Raw genomic sequence first — 19,844 nt, 5'->3', positions numbered from 1 at the left:
TAGAGAGGGGGTAGCCCCTGCCCTTTGGGGGGGGGGTTTCTTTCTCCTTTGCTTGTTTCCCTTCCCTTTTTAAAAGCTGTCGGCTTGCTTGAAGCCAAAGCGCTATCGACTTTTTTAGGAGAGAAAATGACGGACTCACTAAGGGGTGCATGCCCGGCCATGTTGTTGGTTTTGTTGTGCTGGGGTGTGGCGCATGCAGACGGAGGGGCGAATCGGTATTTCAATCTAGGTGCAGATGCTTACCAAAGTGGAGATTATGCGCAAGCCGTGCAATATTACCAAAAGGCTGCCCAAATGGGGAGCGCAGACGCTTGCAATAATTTAGGGGGGCTGTATAAAAATGGACAGGGCGTTGCCAAAGACTACCTGAAAGCCATCCAATACTTCCAAAAGGCCGCCAAAATGGGAGTTGCGGACGCTTTTTACAATTTGGGGGTGATGTATGAAAATGGTGAGGGCGTTGTCAAAGACTATGCGCAGGCCATCTGGCACTACCAAAAGGCCGCCCAAAAGGGAGATGCAGATGGTTATTACGGCTTGGGTATGATGTATTGGAGGGGCGAAGGTGTCAAAAAGGATAAAGAAATGGCGCGGCATTATTACCAAAAGGCGTGCAATTTAGGCCACAAACTCAGCTGCAAGAAAGCGAGGAAGTGATCGCTTGCGTGGACGCTTGGGGGTGCTCCAGCGCTCTGGGCTTGCCCTGCAAGACAACACAGCCCCTCATTAACAGACACCTTCAAAGGCCAGCTTCTGCCCTCATCTTGGCCACAAGAAAGCAAGACGGCGTGCAAAGCCCCCCTTGAAGGCAGTCAACCCCCTCCACTCTTGTTGCTTCTAGCGTTCTTACAGACCTCCCAAATCCCATGAATCGTTGTCAAATGCTGCAAAGCAAGAATTTCTGCGGTGTTCTTGATTCCTCCATCCCCGCCCCGCTCTTGGTTTTTGTAAGGCAAGCAAAGCTTGCAGCTTTTCACGCGGGTCATTTACAGACTGATTGGCAACATCGGCCATGCTGTATTCCTGTTTCAACCATGCGCGTTGCTATGCAGAGCCGTCATGTCTGCAGGCGTTTAATCTGGCGGGCGAGCGTTTTGCGCTCGTTCCCACTAAAGGCGATGCCCATTTTGGCAAAACTTCGGGCTCTTAGGGGAAGAATGGTTTGATGAGGGGTTATCCTATTTTATAGAATTTTATAGATTTTAGGCTGCTGTTTCTAACCCTGCCCTTGCGTGCCGTGATTTGCGGGCCCTCACCCTTTTGGGCTTTAGCACGCCACTTTAGCGCGCCTTTTGCTGGTTTGGGGTTAGTGTTTGTCTGTCTTCACCCCGACTTTTTTGTCCTTATACAGCCCGGTGCCCACAGGAATCATGCGCCCTAAAACGACATTTTCTTTAAGGTCTTCTAAGAAGTCCTTTTTCATCGCGATGCTCGCCTCAGTGAGCACCTTTGTGGTCTCTTGGAAGCTGGCCGCAGAGATGATGCTGTCGCTGCCAATGGCCGCACGGGTGATGCCTAAAAGCACGGGCTCGGCGATGGCCGGCTCGCCTTTGGCTGAAAGCACCCGTTGGTTTTCCTCTTTAAAATGCTTTTTGCTCACCAAGTCGCCCTCGATGAACTTCGTGTTCCCGCTGTCTAAAATCCGCACTTGGCGCAACATTTGCGAGACGATGATCTCGATGTGCTTGTCGGCGATGTTGACCCCTTGGCGGCGGTACACTTGTTGCACTTCGCTCACGATGTATTTATGCAACTCTTTTTCCCCACTGATGCGCAAAATGTCGTGGCTGCTCACCACGCCATCGGTGATCGCCTCGCCGGCGTGCACAAATTCGTTAGGGTGCACTAAAATTTGTTTGCCCTTGTCGATGAAGTACTCGGCTTTGCGCCCATCGGCGGCTGTGATGCACACCCGCTCTTTGTTGCGCACAGGTTTGTCAAAGCTCACCTGCCCGTCAATTTCGCTTAAAATCGCTAAATCTTTGGGCTTGCTTTTGCGTGCTTCAAAGATGTCTGAAACGCGGGGCAAGCCGCCCGTGATGTCCTTAGATTTGGCGGTGGCTTTGGGGATTTTGGCGAGCACATCGGCGATCTCCACCTGGGCCCCCTCGGCGATCACGATAGAAGTTTTGGGCTCTAGGGGGTAGTAAAGGGGCTCTTGGCCCTCTGCTTCGATCATCAGGCTGGGTTTAAAGCCCGTGGGGATGTACTCGTTCACCACTAAAGAGTGTACGCCCGTGTTCTCGTCCTCCGTTTCAGTTACACTCACCCCGGCGACAATGTCGATGAAGCGCACCACCCCGCCCATGTCGGCGATGATGGGGGTGTTGTAGGGGTCCCAGCTGGCGATGACATTTTTGCTTTCCGTGCTGGGTTTGACAAGCAGGGTGTTTGCCTCCACCAAGCTGTTGTCGTCCACTTGTACCAAAGAATTGCGGGCGATGTAGTGGCGGATCGCCTCTTGGTCGTTTTCATCGGCGACCACCGCAAATAGCCCCTTTTCCTCCACAATGTCCCCGGCTTTAATGCCCCTAGCGCGCTCTAAGTGATCGCCCACGAGGTTATAAAACTTCACCACGCCCTTTTCTTTGGCCATGGTTTCTTGGGTGATGGGGTCGTTGTCTTGCACGGCGATTTCGCTCGCATAGGGGATGCGGTTGGGCACATTCCAGCCGTCCTTGATGATGTCGGCGATGCTCCCGCCCTCGTGCACGCTGTGGCCATTGCCATAGGGCAAGTAAATTTTGCCCTCGATTTTGCCGCTCACCCCAGCCAGCTCGTTGGGTTTTGCCACATCGCTTTTACGCAACACGAACTTTGCCTCTTTAGCGCCATCGCTCACACTCAAAACCACTTCCTCGTGCGCGCTGTCGATTTTGAGCGTGCCGGCAAAGGGGGCTTTGATCTTGGGCTCGACCACCAAAATCGCAGCGTTGCGGCGATTCACGATGATGTTTTTGCCCTCTTTGTTTTGGTAGGTTTTAACATTAAAAAAGCGCACAAAGCCCTCGTGGCCTGCCACAATTTCGCGCTCCTCTTGGCTTCTAGAAGCCGTGCCGCCCACATGGAAGGTGCGCAGGGTTAATTGTGTGCCCGGCTCGCCGATGGATTGGGCTGCCACCACGCCCACAGCCTCGCCGGGTTTGACCATTTTACCCTCGCCCAAATTCAAGCCGTAGCATTTAGCGCACACGCCCTTTTGCGCCTTGCAGGTTACGGGGGTGCGGATGGTTACAGATTTGATCCCCGCCTCCACAATGCGCTTGGCTTTTTCCTCGTCCACCATCGTGTCGGCGTTTAAAAGGACTTCGTTTGTGAGCGGATCGATGATGTCCTCCACCAAGACCCGTCCAAAAATGCGCTCTTCTAAGGGTTCGATGAGCTCGCTGCCCACCGTGATGTCGGTGATCTCAATGCCCTCATGCGTGCCGCAATCCTCTTGCACCACCTTGACATTTTGGGCGACATCGATGAGCTTGCGGGTGAGGTAACCGGCGGTGGCGGTTTTTAGGGCGGTGTCGGCTAGGCCTTTGCGCGCCCCATGCGTGGAGTTGAAGTACTCTAAAACATTGAGTCCCTCTTTAAAGTTAGAGATGATGGGGGTTTCAATGATGCTGCCATCTGGTTTTGTCATCAAGCCACGCATCGCCGAGAGCTGGCGGATTTGCGCAGCCGAACCGCGCGCGCCGCTATCTGCCATCATGTAAATGGAGTTGAAGCCCTGCTTGTCGCTGGCAATGGAGGCCATCATCTCTTGGCTCATCGCATCGTTGACCTCGGTCCAAATGTCGATGATTTTGTTGTAGCGCTCTTGTTCGCTCAAGTGCCCCCCCTCAAATTGCGCCTGAATCGCCTTCACCCGCTCTTTGGCCACCTCCACCATGCTTGCCTTGTTGGTGGGCGTGATGATGTCCTCCATAGAGATCGAAATCCCCGCTTTGGTGGCGTATCTAAAGCCTAGGTTTTTGAGATTGTCTAAGAATTTGGCGGTTTGGCCGATGCCGCTCTCTTTGTAGACAAAGTCCACCAACGCCCCGATGTCCTTTTTCTTCAAGACCTTGTTCCACAAATGGGTGGGCACAAAGTCGGGCAAAATGGATTTGATCACCAGCCGCCCGGCGGTGGTTTGCAAAATATGGTGCTCTTGCAAGACACGCACTTTGGCGTGCACATCCAATTCTTTGGCATCCACCGCCATCAACACCTCTGCCACGCTGGAGAAGAGTTTATGCTCGCCCAGCACCCCACTTTTTTCTAAAGAGAGGTAGTAAAGCCCTAGCACCATGTCTTGGCTGGGCACGGCGACCGCCTTACCGCTGGCAGGCAAGAGAATGTTCATCGAGCTCAACATCAAGACTTTGCACTCGGTGATCGCCTCTTGGCTGAGGGGCACATGCACGGCCATTTGATCGCCGTCAAAGTCGGCGTTGAAGGCAGAGCACACCAGCGGGTGGAGTTGAATCGCCTTGCCATCGATGAGTTTTGGGTGGAAAGCTTGGATGGATTGTTTGTGCAGCGTGGGGGCGCGGTTTAAGAGCACCGGGTAGCCCTCCACGATTTCCTCCAAGCACTCCCAAACCTCGTTGGTCTTTTGCTCGATCATGCGTTTGGCTTGTTTGAGCGTGGTGGCAAAGCCTTTTTCCTCTAGTTTGGAGAGCAAATGGGGTTTAAAGAGCTCTAAAGCCATGTTTTTAGGCAACCCGCACTGGTCCATATTGAGGTTGGGCCCGACCACGATCACACTGCGGCCCGAGAAGTCCACCCGTTTACCCAGCAGGTTTTGGCGGAAACGACCTTGTTTGCCCTTGATGATTTCAGAGAGCGATTTTAAGGGGCGTTTGTTCGCGCCCTTCACGGCGTTGGCGTTGCGCCCATTCTCAAAGAGCGCGTCCACCGCCTCTTGCAGCATGCGTTTTTCATTGCGCACGATGATCTCTGGCGCGCCCAGCTCCATCAGCCGTTTAAGCCGTTGGTTGCGGTTGATCACCCGTCTGTAAAGTTCGTTCACATCGCTCACGGCAAACTTGCCCCCATCTAGGGCGACAAGGGGGCGCAAATCGGGGGGCAACACGGGCAGGGCGGTGAGCATCATCCACTCGGGGCGGTTGCCCGAATTGATGAAGCTTTCCACGACTTTCAGCCGTTTGACAAGTTTCTTTTTCTTGGCATCCGAGTTGGTGATCTTCACTTCCTCTTTTAAGGACTCGAGCAAGCCCACAAGGTCTAACTCTTCTAAGAGCTCTTTAATGACCTCGCCGCCCATTTGGGCGTTGAAGTCCGGATCGCTGTTGTGGCGCTGGATGTTTTGGTACTGTTCCTCGTTTAAAATGTCGTATTTGAGTACGGGCTTTGTACCCTCAATGTTGTAGCATGTCTGTGCGGGGTCTTTGACGATGTAGGCCTCGTAGTAGAGCACGCGCTCTAAATCTTTCATCTTGATGCCTAAAAGCGTGCCGATGCGGCTGGGTAGAGAGTTGACATACCAGATGTGCGCCACAGGGGTGGCCAGCTCAATGTGCCCCATTCTAAAAGAGCGCACTTTAGAGCTGGTGATCGCCACGCCGCATTTTTCACAAGTACCAATGGTCTTGTAGCGGGGTTTTTTGTATTTGCCACACAGACATTCGTAATCTTTGGTGGGCCCAAAGATTTTCATACAAAAGAGTCCATCGCGCTCGGGTTTTAGAGTGCGGTAGTTGATGGTCTCTGGCTTTTTCACCTCCCCATAGCTCCATTCGCGGATTTTATCCGGACTAGCAAGGGTGAGCTGGAAAGAGCTGAAGTCTTTGGGGCGTTCATCCTCTTTAATGACAATGGGTTTGGGCATGCCAAATTCATCGACTTCCTCATTAAAGATGTTGACATCTAGGGCCAAAGATTGCAACTCTTTAGTCAAAACATAAAAAGTTTCGGGGATTTCGCTCTCGCCCACATGCTCGCCTCTAGCGATCGCTCTATAAGCGTTCTCCCTGCCCTTGATGTCATCGGATTTGACGGTCAGCATTTCTTTTAAGGTGTGCGCCGCCCCGTAAGCCTCTAGGGCCCACACTTCCATTTCCCCAAAGCGTTGCCCCCCAAAGAGCGCCTTCCCGCCCACGGGCTGGTGTGTTACTAGAGAATAGGGGCCCGTACTTCTGGCGTGCACCTTTTCATCCACGAGGTGGTGGAGTTTGAGCATGTACATATAGCCCACATTCACGCGCTCCTTCATCTTTTCGCCCGTGCGGCCATCGAACAGCTCGGTTTTGCCGTCTAGATCGATTTGGGCGAGTTTGAACAGATTGGCAAATTGCTCTTGACTGATGCCCTCAAAGACGGGGATCGCAAACTTCACGCCACTTTGCCAATCGCGGGCATATTCTAAAAGCTGCGCATCGCTGCATTTTTCGAGCATTTGGGCCAGATCGTGGTTGTGGACATTCACGACATGGGCGATCTCGAGCATTTTAGCACGCAGTTTGGCGAGCATGTCCGTGGTGTGTTGCTCTAAGAGCGCGCTGATTTGCCGCCCTAATTGTTTGCCCACAAGCCCCAAGTGCACCTCTAAAATCTGCCCAATATTCATGCGGCTAGGCACCCCTAGGGGGTTGAGCACAATGTCGATGGGCTCGCCATCGGCGGTGTAGGGCATGTCGGCGATGGGCACGATGTTAGACACAATGCCCTTGTTGCCATGCCGTCCGGCCATTTTATCCCCCACTTTGAGCTTGCGCTTGGTGGCGATGTAAATTTTGACTTGTTTGATGACTCCGTTGGGCAAAATGTCGTCTTTTTCTAGGATAGAGAGTTTTTTCTCGTGGCTTTGGCCTAGAAGTTTCTTTTGTTCTAAGATGTTGTTTTTGATCTGCTCGAAGCGGTTTTGCACCTCTTTGCTGAATTTCTTAGACAAAGAGATCAAACCAAAGCGATTCGTGTTCTCCACGACTTCTTTGGGGATTTTGCTGCCCTTGGGGTAGATGATGTCATTTAGTACCACCTCCTCCTCTAAGGGCTCTTGGGAGAAAATCGCGCTGATTTGCAGGGCTTCCTCTTTGTCTAGCATTTTAAAATGCTTGTCGTGGCGATCGTCTAGCACCCATTTTTCCTCTTCATAGGCACTGGCCGCCCGCGCGTCTTTTTCATAGCCCTTTTTGGTGAAGATTTTCACTCCGATCACCACGCCCTCTAAGGAGGGGGGGCAATAAAGCGATTTGTTCACCACATGCCCGGCTTTGTCTCCAAAGATGGCTCTAAGTAGCCGCTCTTCAGGCGTGCTTTTCATCTCGCCCTTAGGCGAGACCTTGCCGACCAAAATCATGCCCGCACTCACATAAGTCCCGATCTTAACGATTCCCCCATTGTCTAAGTGGGCAACCTCTTCCTCTTTGACATCGGGGATATCGGCGGTGAATTCCTCGATCCCGTGTTTGAGCTCTCTAGCCTCGATCTCTTTTTCATAGATGTGCACGGAGGTGAAGACATCGTCTTTGGTGATCTTCTCACTCACTACAATTGCGTCTTCAAAGTTATAGCCATTCCAGGGCATGAACGCCACACGGATGTTTTTACCCAGGGCCAGCTCGCCTTGATCCATGCTGGGGCCATCGGCGATGATCTGCCCCTCTTCCACCACATCGCCCACTTTGACGATGGGGACTTGGCTAAAACAGGTGTTTTGGTTGGTGCGCAGGTTCTTTTGGAGCACATAAGAAGTGATGTGCGGGCCCTTTTGGGGGTCTTTTTCCACGATGTAGATGTTTTCTGAATCCACTTCGTCCACCACGCCCCGCCGCTCTGCCTTCACACTCCCCCACGAATCGCGTGCGATCACGCTTTCAATGCCGGTGCCCACAATGGGGGCTTCTGAGTGCAATAAGGGCACGGCTTGGCGCTGCATGTTCGTCCCCATCAGGGCGCGGTTGGCATCGTCATGTTCTAAGAAGGGGATCAAGGAAGCGGCCACACCCACCAAAATGCGTGAGCTCAAGTCCATTAAAGTAACTTTGCTCTTTTCATTCAGCACAATCTCCCCACCCACGCGGGTTTCCACTAAATCCTCACAGATGTGCCCCTTAGCGTCTAGGGTGGTGCTGGCCGGTGCGATGACATGCCCTTCCTCTTGGATAGCGGTTAAATACTCCACTTGTCCGCTCACCTGCCCCTCGATCACCTTTTTATAAGGGGCTTCAATGAAGCCGAGTTCGTTCACTTTGGTAAAAGTGGATAAGGTGTTGATGAGTCCGATGTTTTGCCCCTCTGGGGTTTCAATGGGGCAGATGCGCCCATAATGCGTGGGGTGCACATCGCGCGCCTCAAAGCCCACGCGGTCTTTCACCAAACCGCCCTCCCCTAGAGCGGATAGACGGCGTTTGTGGGTAACTTCAGACAGAGGGTTGGTTTGGTCCATGAACTGGGAGAGCTGTCCGCTCATGAAAAACTCTAAAATCGTGCTGGTGATCATTTTAGAATTGACAAGGTCATGGGGCATGAGCGCGTCTAGGTTCGTGTTCATGGTGGTGAGCTTGTCTTTGATGGTCTTTTGCATTTTCATCAGACCCTCGTGCAACTCATTGGCCAAGAGCTCGCCCACCGCACGGATGCGGCGGTTGCCCAAGTGATCGCGATCGTCGATGCGCCCCTGCCCGTTTTTGATCTTGATGAGGTATTTCACGGTCTCAATGATGTCCTCGTGGGTGAGCACCGTAACATAGTTGGGCACTTTTAAATGCAATTTGTGGTTCATTTTCATGCGCCCGACCATCGTCAAGTCGTAGCGTTCGGGGTCAAAGAAAAGTTGTTGGACATACTGCTGGGCGACTTCGGCTGTGACCGGATCGCCCGGGCGCATGACTTTGTAAATGCGAATCGCCGCTAGGGCGTTTTCATCCTCCACTTTTTCACTCTGCTTTAAAAGTCTTTGCGACTCGTTTTTCAAAGATTCGTTGTCGGAAGTGAAAGATTTAATGATCGAAGCGTCATGGCCTAGCGCAAGGTCGTTGGCGATGACAAATTCCTTGATCTCCATTTCTTTAAGTTTATCGAGTTTGGGCTGTTCTAAAAGGGTTAAAGCGTCAAAAAGAATTTCTTGATTTTTGTCTAAAATGGGTTCGGCTAAATAACGATTCAGCAAAATTTTTGCCGGGTATTCCACCCACTCCACCCCGCTCTCTTTAATTTCTTTGGCTTTTTTAGAGGTGAGTTTGCGGCTGGCGGCCAAGAGCACGCGCCCTTTTTCGTCTTTTAAGTCAAAGTCTAGACGGCTGTCTGTGGCGATGCTCTCAAAGGGGATGAAGTAACGCCCCCCCTCTCCATCGGGCTTGTAACGCACTTCAAGGAGGGGGTAGAAAATGCGGATGATGTCCTGTTTGCTGTAACCTAGAGCTCTAAACAAAATCGTGGCGGACACTTTACGCCGTTTGTTGATGCGGACATGTAAAATGTCTTTGACATCGTATTCAAAGTACAGCCACGAGCCGCGATCGGGGATAATCTGCCCGGTGTAGATGAGTTTGTTCGCGCTGGTGGTGGATTTTTCCTCTTTGAAGATCACCCCCGGGCTTCTATGCAACTGATTGACCACGACCCGCTCCACCCCATTGATGATGAACGAAGTGCGCTCTGTCATCAAGGGGATTTCACGGATAAAAATGCTCTGTTCTTTGATGTCTTTGGGGCCTAGTTTTTCGCCCGTTTTGGGGTCTTTTTCCCAAAGAATCAAGCGGATTTTGATTTTAAGATAAACCGAATAGGTGATGCCCCGCTCCATCGCCTCACGCACGGTGTATTTAGGTTCGCCGTATTCACAGCCCCCGTACTCTAAAGTGATGCGGTTTTGGCTGTCGTGGATGGGAAAGACTGATTTAAAGACCCGTTCAATCCCACTCTCTCTGCCCTCTTTGGTGTATAAAAACGCTTCGTAGCTGTCCTTTTGCAAGAGCAAGAGATTAGGGACGGGCAAGTCTTGGGGCATTTTTGTAAAATCTGCACGCAACCGATTTCTTAAAGTTTTCATGTCAATAAACCTTTTTGATGGAGATTGGAAGCTGGAAACGACACACACATGAAAAATGAGTTCAATTTAAATCCATTTGGCGGTGTTCCCCTTAATACACGCGATGCCCCTCCTTGTCCCCCCCTTTAAAATTTTTTACTTAATTTCAGCCTTCGCCCCGACTTCTTCAAGTTTCTTTTTAATGGTTTCGGCTTCCTCTTTATTCACGCCCTCTTTCAACACATGGGGGGTTTTCTCTGTGGCTTCTTTCGCCTCTTTAAGTCCTAAGCCGGTGATTTCGCGCACGACTTTAATGACTTTGATTTTTTCCGCCCCGGTCTCCGCGAGCACCACGCTAAATTCGGTTTTTTCCTCAGCCGCTTCAGCAGGTGCGCCGGCCACAGCCCCAGCCACCACGGTGGGGGCCGCGCTCACGCCAAACTTTTCCTCAAAGTCTTTGACAAGTGCGCTAAGTTCTAGCACACTCAAAGACCCAATATACTCTAAGACTTCCTCTTTAGTGATTGCCATGCAAATCCTTTATTCTTGTTCTTTTGCTTTTCTCAAATTGTCTAAGCCCGTAACAAAGTAGCGTGCAGGAGCGCTCCAAACAGACAGCAACATCCCGATGAGCTCTTCGCGGCTGGGCAATTTAGACACCGCTTCAATGTGGTTCGTATCCACCACTTGCTTTTCAAACAGCCCCATTTTGACAATAAAGCGTTCTTTATGCTCTTTAGCAAAGTCCATGACCAATTTGGACAGCGCAATTTGGTCTGCGCCCCAAATGAAGACATTGGTTTCTTTCAGCTCTAAAGGCTCTAGGTTTGCCCCTTTTAAAGCCAAAGACGCAAGGGTGTTTTTGATCACCTGCACGCTGATGCCTTGTGGGCGGGCGGCATTACGCAACTTTTCTAAATGTTGCACCCGCAAGCCCTTGTAATCGCACACCACTAAGGCTTGCATCCCAGCAAAAGCATCGGTGAGCTTAGAAACCAGCTCTTGTTTTTGTTCTTTATGCATGTTTCCTCCTTTCCAACCAACTTCCACAAGGCGCAAACGCAATCAAGCTAAAAAAGCCCTTGTTTCTTCAGTTAAAGATGAACTATTTGACATCCATGAGTTCTTGGGCATTCAAACGCACCCCGGGCGACATCGTCAAGGACACCACGCTGTTGCGGATGTATTTGCCCTTTGAAGTGCTGGGTTTGAGCCGATTGATCGCACGCACCAACTCGAGCATGTTGTCTTGGAGCTGTTCTTGGTTGAAACTCGCTTTGCCGATGGGGGCGTGCAAATTGCCCTTTTTATCCACGCGGAAATTCACTTGCCCGCTCTTGGCATTGCTGACCGCTTTTTTAACATCCATCGTAACGGTGCCGGTTTTTGGGTTTGGCATGAGTCCTTTTGGCCCTAAAATGCGCCCCACTTTCCCCACAACCGCCATCATGTCCGGCGTGGCGATCACCATGTCAAAATTCGTGTTGCCATTTTTGATCTCTTCGGCTAAATCCTCGCCTCCGACCACATCGGCCCCGGCTTCTTTGGCCTCGTCTAATTTGACATCTTTCGCAAAGACCGCCACGCGGACTTTTTTACCCGTGCCATGGGGCAGTACCACCGCTCCACGCACCATTTGATCGGCGTGTCTGGGATCCACGCCTAGACGCAACGCCACTTCCACGGTTTCATCAAATTTTGCCGAAGCCAAAGACTTTGCCACGCTAATGCCCTCTTCAAGGCTATACACTTTCTCTCTGTCAAATTGAGAGTTTAACTTTTCTACCCGTTTTACCAGCTTTGCCATTCTTATCCTTCTACCTCAATGCCCATGCTTCTTGCACTCCCCAAAACGATTTTCTTTGCCGCTTCTAGGGTGGTGGTGTTGAGATCTTCCATTTTAGTTTGGGCAATCTCCTCAACCTGCTTGCTGGTGAGTTTACCGACTTTGTTTTTCAGAGGGTTGTCCGAGCCCTTAGCCACGCCACTCGCCTTTTTAATCAAGTCTGTTACAGGGGGCTTTTTGGTGATGAAAGTGAAACTTTTATCTTGATAAACCGTGATGATGACAGGGATGTTAAAGCTCCCCATGTCCTTGGTTTTTTCGTTAAAAGCCTTGCAAAACTCCATGATGTTCACACCCCTTTGGCCCAAGGCGGGACCAATGGGGGGGCTGGGGTTTGCTTTTCCTGCGGGGACTTGTAGTTTGATCTGCCCGACAACTTTCTTTGCCATGCACTCTCCTTAAATGATTTTTTCCACTTGAGAATATAAAATCTCGATCAAAGTGTTGCGCCCAAAGATGGACACATTGAGCTTTAATTTGCGGTGTTGTACATCGTATTCCTCCACTGTGGCGGTGAAGTTGGCAAAGGGGCCCTCGATGATGCGCACCACTTCGCCTTTTTCGTAGTAAATTTTGGGTTTGGGGGCGGCGCGGTTGGTCATTTTCTCTAAGATATTGCCAATGTCCGCATCGCTCAAAGGCGTGGGTTTTTTGCTCTCCCCAATAAAACGGCTCACTCTAGACAAGGATTGGATTTTGTGCCAAAGCACGGTGTCTAAATCCACTTTGATGAAAACATAGCCGGGATAAAGGCTGCGTTCAGTAACTTTATTCTTGCTCTTTTTGGACAGCTCGATCACATCCTCCGTGGGCACGATGATCTCTTGCACCCGATCGGCAATGTTGTTTTCACGCACCATGTTTTCAATGGCTTTTTTGACGGACTGCTCGCTGCCCGAATAAGTTTGGATCGCATACCACTCCATCGCCATGCCGACCCTCCTTATAGAATGCTCGCAACAAAAGACGACAAAACAAAATCGATCAAAGCCAAAAACAGCGTGATGATGGTAACCACAATGAGTACGGACACCAAAGCGTTTCTGATCTGCTCTTTGAGCGGAAAGATCACCTTTGATAGCTCTTCTTTTGTCAACTTGTACTGCGCTAATAATTTATCCATGCCACCTACTTTAATTTCACCCCTGGCAGGCCAGGAGGGACTCGAACCCCCAACAATCGGTTTTGGAGACCGGTGCTCTACCATTGGAGCTACTGACCTTCATCCCCCTCCTGCCGCCTAACTGCTTTTAAGCTTCACTTCCTTATGGATGGTGTGCTTATTCTCCCTAGGGCAGAACTTTTTGAGCTCCAGTTTCTCTGTGTTTGTCTTGGCATTCTTGGTTGTGCTGTAATTGATCTCAGCACAACCTGCACACTTCAATCCTACCTTAACTTTCACAACGCTTCCTACTCGATGATTTTAGTCACCACACCCGCACCCACGGTTTTACCGCCCTCACGGATCGCAAATTTTGTCCCTAGCTCTAGGGCAATAGAGCTGATGAGTTCGACCACGATTTTGGTGTTGTCCCCGGGCATGATCATTTCAGTGCCTTCAGGCAAAGTGATGGAGCCGGTTACATCGGTGGTGCGGACATAGAATTGGGGGCGGTAGCCGTTGAAGAAGGGGGTATGGCGGCCGCCTTCCTCTTTAGAGAGCACATACACTTCGCCCTCAAATTTTTTGTGTGGGGTGATGGAGCCGGGTTTGCAAAGCACCATGCCACGGAAGACTTCTTCTTTTTTAGTACCGCGTAAAAGCACGCCCACATTGTCGCCCGCTTCGCCTTTTTCAAGTTCTTTGCGGAACATTTCTACGCCCGTAACGGTGGTTTTTTGGGTGGGTTTAATGCCCACGATTTCCACTTCGTCCCCAATTTTCACCACGCCTCTTTCAATACGGCCGGTAACAACAGTACCCCGCCCAGCGATGGAGAACACATCTTCTACAGGCATTAAGAAAGCTTTTTCTGTGTCGCGCTCAGGGGTGGGGATGTATTTATCCACTTCTTCCATGAGTTTCAACACTTTTTGGCCCCATTCCCCGATGTTGCCGGCTTTGGCTTCTTCTAGAGCTTTGAGAGCAGAGCCAGCCACAATAGGGGTGTCGTCCCCGGGGAACTCGTAGGTGCTGAGCAGTTCACGCACTTCCATTTCCACTAAATCTAGCAATTCTTGGTCATCCACCATGTCTTGTTTATTCAAGAACACCACGATGTAGGGCACACCCACTTGGCGGGCTAGCAAAATGTGCTCACGGGTTTGGGGCATGGGGCCATCGGCAGCAGACACGACTAAAATCGCGCCGTCCATTTGGGCAGCACCGGTGATCATGTTTTTCACATAGTCGGCGTGTCCGGGGCAGTCCACATGCGCATAGTGGCGGTTTTCTGTGGAGTACTCAATGTGGGAAGTGGCGATCGTGATGCCCCTTTCTTTTTCCTCTGGGGCGTTGTCAATATTGTCATAGTCTTTTAATTCGGCTAGGCCTTTTAAAGAGAGCACAGCAGAGATCGCCGCGCTCAAAGTGGTTTTGCCATGGTCAACATGTCCGATGGTGCCCACATTGACATGGGGTTTGTTCCGTTCAAACTTCGCTTTTGCCATTGTCTTAACTCCTCATATAAGAATTTAAAGCATGTGTTAAGGGGAAACTGGAGCCCATAAGCGGGATTGAACCGCCGACCTCTTCCTTACCAAGGAAGTGCTCTACCCCTGAGCTATATGGGCACTCTCCCAACACTGGAGCGGGAAACGGGGCTCGAACCCGCGACCTTCAGCTTGGAAGGCTGATGCTCTAGCCAACTGAGCTATTCCCGCACTGGTGGTGAGACGTGGATTCGAACCACGGAAGACGAAAGTCAGCAGATTTACAGTCTGCCCTCGTTGGCCACTTGAGTATCTCACCTACTGGAGCTGGCTAAGGGAATCGAACCCCCAACCTGCTGCTTACAAGGCAGCTGCTCTACCAATTGAGCTAAGCCAGCGCAAAATAAGCTTATATTATAGCTAATTTACAAAGCCCTTGTCAAGACCCTTTGGCTTAAGGCGCAAAAATGTTATAGTAAGCCCCATTTTTAGCACAAAGGATGCATATGCGCTTTTACACATTGAGTTTAATTTTGGCTGGTTTGCTCTCAGCCATCCCTTACAAAGTTGACACGACCCACTCCAGCGTGGGTTTTAGCGCCACCCATTTATTGGTGTCTAAGGTCAATGGGGACTTCTCCAAATTTAAAGGGGCTGTGGACATTGAAAAGGGGCAGTTAAAAGCCTTGGATGGGGAGATCGAGATTCAAAGCATCGACACCAAAAACGCCAAAAGAGACAAGGATTTGCTCTCGGCTAACTTCTTTGACGCGCACGAATACCCCAAGGGCTATTTAAAAGCCACAAAAATCAGCCAAAAAGGCGATGGAGGCTTGCAAATCAAAGCCATGCTAAAACTTAAAGACACAGAGAAAGAAATCACTTTGAATGGCAAGCTCACAGGGCCCATTAAACACCCCATGAGCGGGGTGGATGTTTACGGCCTAGAGTTGCAGGGCGTGGTTTCGCGCAAGGCCTTTAAAATCGGGCAGAACACCCCCGCTAAACTTGTGGGTGAAAATATCCAAATCGCCATCCATTTGGAGTTGCACCACTAATTTAAGTTTTTTAGGCTAGAATTGCCTTTTTTAGGGAGTGTCATATGGAGATTAAGAAGGCATTTTTAGGGTACTTTGAAGGTTTGGGGCATTTGCAAGTGCCAAGCTCTAGTTTAGTGCCCCAAGATTCTTCTTTGCTTTTCACCAATGCAGGGATGGTGCAGTTTAAAGACATTTTCTTAGGTAAAACCAAGCCCTTCACCCACCGCGCCACCAGTGCCCAGCTGTGTATGCGTGCGGGGGGCAAGCACAACGACTTAGAAAATGTCGGTTACACCAACCGCCACCACACCTTGTTTGAAATGCTGGGCAACTTCTCGTTTTTTGACTACTTCAAAGAAGAAGCCATCGCCTACGCCTTTGAGTTCGTGCACAAACATTTGGGCTTTAAAAAAGAGAGCATTTACATCAGTGTGCATGAAAAAGACCAAGAAGCCTACCAGCTATGGCAAAAGTTTATCCCCACTGAGCGCATTAAGACGATGGGCGATAAGGACAATTTTTGGCAAATGGCAGACACGGGGCCTTGTGGGTATTGCAGTGAAATTTACATCGATCAAGGGGACAAGCATTTCCACTCCAAAGAAGATTACTTTGGGGGCGAGGGGGATCGCTTTTTAGAGATTTGGAATTTAGTTTTTATGCAATACGATCGCTCGCTTGAGGGTGTTTTAACTCCCCTTGAAAAGCCCTGCATCGATACAGGGATGGGCTTAGAGAGGGTGCAGGCCCTTTTAGAGGGGGCGCAAAACAACTTTGACAGCTCTTTATTCAAGCCCCTTATGGCGTGCATTGAAAAGAGCTTTGGGCTAGAGTATGCCAAACACAAGGAATCCTTTAGGGTCTTGGCTGACCATGCCCGCAGTGTGGCGTTTTTGCTGGGCATGGGGGTGTATTTTGAAAACACGGGGCGCGGCTATGTTTTGCGCCGCATTTTAAGGCGGGCTTTAAGGCATGGCTACTTGCTGCAACAAGCCCAGGGCAAGAGTCTAGAAAGCCCCTTTTTCTATGAAATCTTAGGGCATTTTTGCGATCTCATGCCCGATTATCCTCTGCTTAAAGAACACCAGGAGAGCATCAAGCTTGAGTGCAGGGCTGAGGAAGAATTGTTTTTAGCCACTTTGGATAAGGGCATGCATCTTTTTGAAAAAGCCCTCACAGAGTGCCAAGGCAACAGCTTTAGCGGGGCTGTAGCGTTTAAGTTGTATGACACCTATGGATTCCCCCTAGATTTAACCGCCGACATGCTAAGGGGCTTAGATTTGCAAGTGGATATGGCAGAGTACCAAGCCTGCATGCAAGAGCAAAAGCAACGCTCCACGCACAGCTTTAAACAAAGCAGTGCCAAAGACGGCTTAAAGGCGCTAGATCTAAGCCATTTAGAGCCCAACCACTTTGCCGGCTACACAAGCGAGAATTTGCAAACCCAAGTTGTCGCCCTTTATCCGCTAGAGGACAACACCGCCTACATCGTGCTTAAAGTTACCCCTTTTTACCCACAAGGGGGCGGACCTATCGGGGATAAGGGCGTGTTGCTCGACACTAACCATGTGCTTTTAGCTAAAGTCCTAGACACGCAAAAAGTGGGCGGGATCAACGCCAGCCTCATTGAGTTAGAGCCGGGTGTGCGTGTCAAAGAGGGCGATGCGCTGATCGCGCAAGTGAGCGGGCGGGCAGAGATCGCCAAGCACCACAGCGCCACGCATTTATTGCATTTGGCCTTGCGCACCATTTTGGGCGAGAGTGCCAAACAAGAGGGCAAAAACGCCCAAATCCAGCAAAAGGGCAGCCACATTGAGCCACACCGTTTGCGCTTTGACTTCAGCTTTTACCGCAACTTGGGCGATGCAGAATTAGAACAAGTAGAGGCCTTTGTCAATGCCAAAATCAGTGAGGGGGCGCAAACTTACATCAAAAGCGTGGGGGCTAATGAGGCAAGAGAAAGCGGGGCGATCATGCTCTTTGAGGACAAATACCTAGATGAGGTGCGCCTTGTGGACATCGCGGGTTCTTTGGAGGCGTGCGGAGGTGTGCATGTGCAAAACAGCGCACACATCGGGGGCTTTGCCATTGTCAAGAGTGGGGGTGTGAGTGCGGGCGTTCGGCGCATTGAAGCGGTTTGTGGCAGGGCGTATTATGAGTTTATCGCTAGCGAGCGGCGTGTCCTCAAACAAGCCCGGGTTGCGTTAAAAACACAGGATTTATTAAAGGCCCTCAAACACAAAGAGCAAACCCCTAAAAGCACCCCACCTAAAGAGCCCACACTCACGCCCATCGAGGGACAGGCCTTTAATTTAGCCACCCTAAGCGGGCTCAAAGAACATTTAAGCCACTTTTTGACCTTCATAGAGAAATACAAGAGCCGCCAAGAACCCGTGGTGGCGCTCTTCCAATACCACAATTTGCAAAAAAATTGCGTGGAGGTGGTGTTAAAGTCTGTGGGCGGGCACGATGTACGCCCCCTTTTAGAGATTCTAAAGGCGCACGGCCAAAGCCTAGGCTACTCTAGCAAGGGTGGGGGGCGTGCCGACCATGTTTCCTTAGTCCTATCCAAAGAGGGGGATTTTAGCGAGCAGGAATTGCAAAGCATTCATGAAGCCTTGCATTTAAAGGCCCTGGAGGTTTTAAAACCCTAATGCACACAAACACTCTCTTTTTGATGCTCTTTGTGTCTTTGATGTTGGGGCTTGTGGGGTTGCTCATTTTTTTATGGGGCTTGAAGGGCAAGCAATTTAACGATGAGAAAAAAATGCTCGAGTGCCTGCTCTATGACAGCCCGCAGGATTTAGCCATTGCCAAACAAGAGGAGGAGGCGCAAAAATCTAAAAGAAAGGATGCGCATGGGTGAAGTGTATGATGTTTTGGTGGTGGGGGCGGGTCCTAGTGGGATCGCAAGCGCCATAGAGTGCCAAATCAATGGGGTGTCTAATGTCTTGCTGTGTGAAAAGGACGAGGCGTGTTGCGGCATGTTGCGCAAATACTACAAGGCGCATAAACGGGTGGATAAGGACTACCGCAAACAAGTGGTACAAATTAAAGGGCACATCCCCTTTGGCGACACTGACAAAGAGGGTGCCCTAGAGGTCTTTGAAAAGGCATTGCTAGAGCATAAAACCCCCGTGCGCTATAAAACGAACATTGAAAGCGTGGCAAAAAAGGGAGAGCTGTTTGAGGTGGCTAGTGGAGCTAATGAGATTTTTCAAGCCAAAGCCGTGGTGATTGCCATTGGCAAAATGGGCCAACCCAACCGCCCCAGCTATCAAATCCCCGTGGAAATCATGCGCCAAGTGGTCTATACGATCAATGATTGTAAAGAAAAAGAAGAGGTTTTGGTCGTGGGGGGGGGCAACTCAGCTGTGGAATACGCCATTGCCCTAGCCTCCACCAACACCACGACTTTAAACTACCGCCAAAGCACCTTTAGCCGTGTCAATGAAGAGAATTTAAAAGCCCTTGAAGAGGCGTTTTCTAGGAATTTAAAAAGCAAATTGGGCGTGGATATTTTGGGCCTAGAGGCCAAAGAGGGGCGCATACAGGTGAATTTTGCCGACAACACGAACGGGGTGTATGACAGAGTGCTGTATGCCATAGGCGGAGCGACCCCCCTTGACTTCTTGAAAAAATGCCATGTCCATTTAGAGCAGAATTTACCCATAGTGAGCGACAAACAAGAGAGCAATATTGAAAACCTTTTCATCGTGGGAGACATCCTCTACAAGTCTGGGGCAAGCATTGGCATTGGCCTCAATGGGGGCTTTGATGTGGCGCAAGTGCTTAAAAGCCGTTTGGCTTAGTTGTTTATTTTTCACTTTAACACAAGGAGCCAGAATGCAATTTTTTAAAGTCTTTATCCATACAGACCCAAAAGGGTTTTTGGATTTAAAATTTGGGGGCAATGCACCCAAAGAGTTTTTGACACACGGCCTGCCTAAACTCTCGCCTGAAATCTCGTGGGAGGCGGTGAGCGGAGCGAAAAGTTATGCCCTAGAAATCATAGACCATGATGCGGCTAGGGTGTGTGGCAAAACCTTTATCCACTGGGTGGTCGGCAACATCAAGGGTACAGAGCTCAAAGAAAACGCTTCGCTGGAAAATAAAGACATCGCCCAAGGGGTCAATTCGATGACGGAAGGCTACTTGCGCTCCGGCGCAAATCCCGAGCAACAAGAAAAATCTAACATAGAAAACAGCACCTACATAGGCCCCATGCCCCCCAATGGCGATCACCACTATTTGATCCAAGTCTATGCCCTGGATGTGGCGCATTTGGATTTGAAAAAGCCCTTCTTTTTGGGGGATTTGCACGATGCCATGCGTGGGCATATTTTAGGCATGGGGCGGCTAGAATTTAAATACCCTAAAATGCGCCACTAAGGGC

The 19,844-nt window shown here is 50.4% G+C and carries 16 protein-coding genes and 5 tRNA genes; 6 read left to right on the top strand and 15 right to left on the bottom strand.

Annotation, left to right across the window (positions count from 1 at the left end; all coding sequences use genetic code 11):
* Positions 1 to 126 precede the first annotated feature (126 nt).
* Complete coding sequence (locus K6J72_RS06000; RefSeq protein ID WP_221279203.1) at positions 127 to 657, top strand: tetratricopeptide repeat protein; 531 nt, start codon at positions 127 to 129, stop codon at positions 655 to 657.
* A 189-nt stretch (positions 658 to 846) separates the two neighbouring features.
* On the opposite strand, the gene K6J72_RS05995 is transcribed toward K6J72_RS06000, so the two are convergent.
* From K6J72_RS05995 to K6J72_RS05925, 15 genes are all read right to left on the bottom strand, one after another.
* Positions 847 to 1,032 (bottom strand): hypothetical protein, encoded by a 186-nt coding sequence (locus tag K6J72_RS05995; RefSeq protein ID WP_221279202.1) that lies wholly within the window; start codon positions 1,030 to 1,032, stop codon positions 847 to 849.
* A gap of 274 nt (positions 1,033 to 1,306) precedes the next feature.
* On the bottom strand, positions 1,307 to 9,991 hold the full coding sequence (locus K6J72_RS05990; RefSeq protein WP_221279201.1) for a DNA-directed RNA polymerase subunit beta/beta': 8,685 nt from the start codon (positions 9,989 to 9,991) through the stop codon (positions 1,307 to 1,309).
* A 135-nt stretch (positions 9,992 to 10,126) separates the two neighbouring features.
* Positions 10,127 to 10,501 (bottom strand): 50S ribosomal protein L7/L12, encoded by a 375-nt coding sequence (gene rplL / locus K6J72_RS05985; RefSeq protein ID WP_221279200.1) that lies wholly within the window; start codon positions 10,499 to 10,501, stop codon positions 10,127 to 10,129.
* A gap of 9 nt (positions 10,502 to 10,510) precedes the next feature.
* The gene (gene rplJ / locus K6J72_RS05980; protein ID WP_221279199.1) at positions 10,511 to 10,993 is read right to left on the bottom strand and encodes a 50S ribosomal protein L10; all 483 of its coding nucleotides are present in this window, start codon (positions 10,991 to 10,993) and stop codon (positions 10,511 to 10,513) included.
* An 82-nt stretch (positions 10,994 to 11,075) separates the two neighbouring features.
* Complete coding sequence (rplA, locus tag K6J72_RS05975) at positions 11,076 to 11,777, bottom strand: 50S ribosomal protein L1 (protein WP_221279198.1); 702 nt, start codon at positions 11,775 to 11,777, stop codon at positions 11,076 to 11,078.
* A gap of 2 nt (positions 11,778 to 11,779) precedes the next feature.
* Positions 11,780 to 12,205, bottom strand: coding sequence for a 50S ribosomal protein L11 (gene rplK / locus K6J72_RS05970; RefSeq protein ID WP_221279197.1), 426 nt, complete (start codon positions 12,203 to 12,205; stop codon positions 11,780 to 11,782).
* A gap of 9 nt (positions 12,206 to 12,214) precedes the next feature.
* The gene (gene nusG, locus K6J72_RS05965) at positions 12,215 to 12,742 is read right to left on the bottom strand and encodes a transcription termination/antitermination protein NusG (RefSeq protein ID WP_221281172.1); all 528 of its coding nucleotides are present in this window, start codon (positions 12,740 to 12,742) and stop codon (positions 12,215 to 12,217) included.
* A gap of 17 nt (positions 12,743 to 12,759) precedes the next feature.
* Complete coding sequence (gene secE / locus K6J72_RS05960; protein WP_221279196.1) at positions 12,760 to 12,939, bottom strand: preprotein translocase subunit SecE; 180 nt, start codon at positions 12,937 to 12,939, stop codon at positions 12,760 to 12,762.
* A gap of 23 nt (positions 12,940 to 12,962) precedes the next feature.
* Positions 12,963 to 13,038, bottom strand: a tRNA-Trp gene (locus K6J72_RS05955).
* Positions 13,039 to 13,056: 18 nt separating this feature from the next.
* Complete coding sequence (rpmG, locus tag K6J72_RS05950; RefSeq protein WP_221279195.1) at positions 13,057 to 13,218, bottom strand: 50S ribosomal protein L33; 162 nt, start codon at positions 13,216 to 13,218, stop codon at positions 13,057 to 13,059.
* An 8-nt stretch (positions 13,219 to 13,226) separates the two neighbouring features.
* Positions 13,227 to 14,426, bottom strand: a complete 1,200-nt coding sequence (gene tuf / locus K6J72_RS05945) for an elongation factor Tu (protein WP_221279194.1) — start codon at positions 14,424 to 14,426, stop codon at positions 13,227 to 13,229.
* Between the two features lie 48 nt (positions 14,427 to 14,474).
* A tRNA-Thr gene (locus tag K6J72_RS05940) sits at positions 14,475 to 14,549 on the bottom strand.
* A gap of 13 nt (positions 14,550 to 14,562) precedes the next feature.
* Positions 14,563 to 14,639, bottom strand: a tRNA-Gly gene (locus tag K6J72_RS05935).
* Positions 14,640 to 14,641: 2 nt separating this feature from the next.
* A tRNA-Tyr gene (locus tag K6J72_RS05930) sits at positions 14,642 to 14,727 on the bottom strand.
* Between the two features lie 3 nt (positions 14,728 to 14,730).
* Positions 14,731 to 14,806 (bottom strand) — tRNA-Thr (locus K6J72_RS05925).
* Positions 14,807 to 14,914: 108 nt separating this feature from the next.
* On the opposite strand from K6J72_RS05925, the gene K6J72_RS05920 reads away from it, so the two are divergent.
* The 5 genes from K6J72_RS05920 to K6J72_RS05900 are packed head-to-tail and all read left to right on the top strand — an operon-like array spanning position 14,915 to position 19,840.
* Complete coding sequence (locus K6J72_RS05920) at positions 14,915 to 15,466, top strand: YceI family protein (RefSeq protein WP_221279193.1); 552 nt, start codon at positions 14,915 to 14,917, stop codon at positions 15,464 to 15,466.
* A gap of 44 nt (positions 15,467 to 15,510) precedes the next feature.
* Positions 15,511 to 18,102 (top strand): alanine--tRNA ligase, encoded by a 2,592-nt coding sequence (gene alaS / locus K6J72_RS05915; RefSeq protein ID WP_221279192.1) that lies wholly within the window; start codon positions 15,511 to 15,513, stop codon positions 18,100 to 18,102.
* A complete protein-coding gene (ccoS, locus tag K6J72_RS05910; protein ID WP_221279191.1) occupies positions 18,102 to 18,314 on the top strand; it encodes a cbb3-type cytochrome oxidase assembly protein CcoS in 213 nt (70 codons plus the stop codon). The genes alaS and ccoS overlap by 1 nt, the downstream gene beginning before the upstream one ends.
* On the top strand, positions 18,307 to 19,260 hold the full coding sequence (locus tag K6J72_RS05905; RefSeq protein WP_221279190.1) for an NAD(P)-binding domain-containing protein: 954 nt from the start codon (positions 18,307 to 18,309) through the stop codon (positions 19,258 to 19,260). The genes ccoS and K6J72_RS05905 overlap by 8 nt, the downstream gene beginning before the upstream one ends.
* A 34-nt stretch (positions 19,261 to 19,294) precedes the next feature.
* Positions 19,295 to 19,840 carry a YbhB/YbcL family Raf kinase inhibitor-like protein gene (locus K6J72_RS05900; protein WP_221279189.1) on the top strand — a complete coding sequence of 182 codons (546 nt, stop codon included), beginning with the start codon at positions 19,295 to 19,297 and terminating at the stop codon, positions 19,838 to 19,840.
* Positions 19,841 to 19,844 lie beyond the last annotated feature (4 nt).

It is taken from the genome of Helicobacter sp. NHP19-003 (genome assembly GCF_019703305.1).
GTDB classification, from domain to species: domain Bacteria; phylum Campylobacterota; class Campylobacteria; order Campylobacterales; family Helicobacteraceae; genus Helicobacter; species Helicobacter gastrocanis.
Note: the sequence above shows the minus strand (reverse complement) of the source record. Positions and strands in the feature narration are given on the sequence as shown.

Bases quoted from the DNA above. Each gene is read 5' to 3' on its own strand.
- K6J72_RS05905 (WP_221279190.1), top strand. From the start codon at position 18,307: ATGGGTGAAGTGTATGATGTTTTGGTGGTGGGGGCGGGTCCTAGTGGG.
- K6J72_RS06000 (WP_221279203.1), top strand. From the start codon at position 127: ATGACGGACTCACTAAGGGGTGCATGCCCGGCCATGTTGTTGGTTTTG.
- tuf (WP_221279194.1), bottom strand. From the start codon at position 14,426: ATGGCAAAAGCGAAGTTTGAACGGAACAAACCCCATGTCAATGTGGGC.
- rplL (WP_221279200.1), bottom strand. From the start codon at position 10,501: ATGGCAATCACTAAAGAGGAAGTCTTAGAGTATATTGGGTCTTTGAGT.
- K6J72_RS05900 (WP_221279189.1), top strand. From the start codon at position 19,295: ATGCAATTTTTTAAAGTCTTTATCCATACAGACCCAAAAGGGTTTTTG.
- alaS (WP_221279192.1), top strand. From the start codon at position 15,511: ATGGAGATTAAGAAGGCATTTTTAGGGTACTTTGAAGGTTTGGGGCAT.
- rplJ (WP_221279199.1), bottom strand. From the start codon at position 10,993: ATGCATAAAGAACAAAAACAAGAGCTGGTTTCTAAGCTCACCGATGCT.
- K6J72_RS05990 (WP_221279201.1), bottom strand. From the start codon at position 9,991: ATGAAAACTTTAAGAAATCGGTTGCGTGCAGATTTTACAAAAATGCCC.
- secE (WP_221279196.1), bottom strand. From the start codon at position 12,939: ATGGATAAATTATTAGCGCAGTACAAGTTGACAAAAGAAGAGCTATCA.
- K6J72_RS05920 (WP_221279193.1), top strand. From the start codon at position 14,915: ATGCGCTTTTACACATTGAGTTTAATTTTGGCTGGTTTGCTCTCAGCC.
- rplK (WP_221279197.1), bottom strand. From the start codon at position 12,205: ATGGCAAAGAAAGTTGTCGGGCAGATCAAACTACAAGTCCCCGCAGGA.
- nusG (WP_221281172.1), bottom strand. From the start codon at position 12,742: ATGGAGTGGTATGCGATCCAAACTTATTCGGGCAGCGAGCAGTCCGTC.
- ccoS (WP_221279191.1), top strand. From the start codon at position 18,102: ATGCACACAAACACTCTCTTTTTGATGCTCTTTGTGTCTTTGATGTTG.
- rplA (WP_221279198.1), bottom strand. From the start codon at position 11,777: ATGGCAAAGCTGGTAAAACGGGTAGAAAAGTTAAACTCTCAATTTGAC.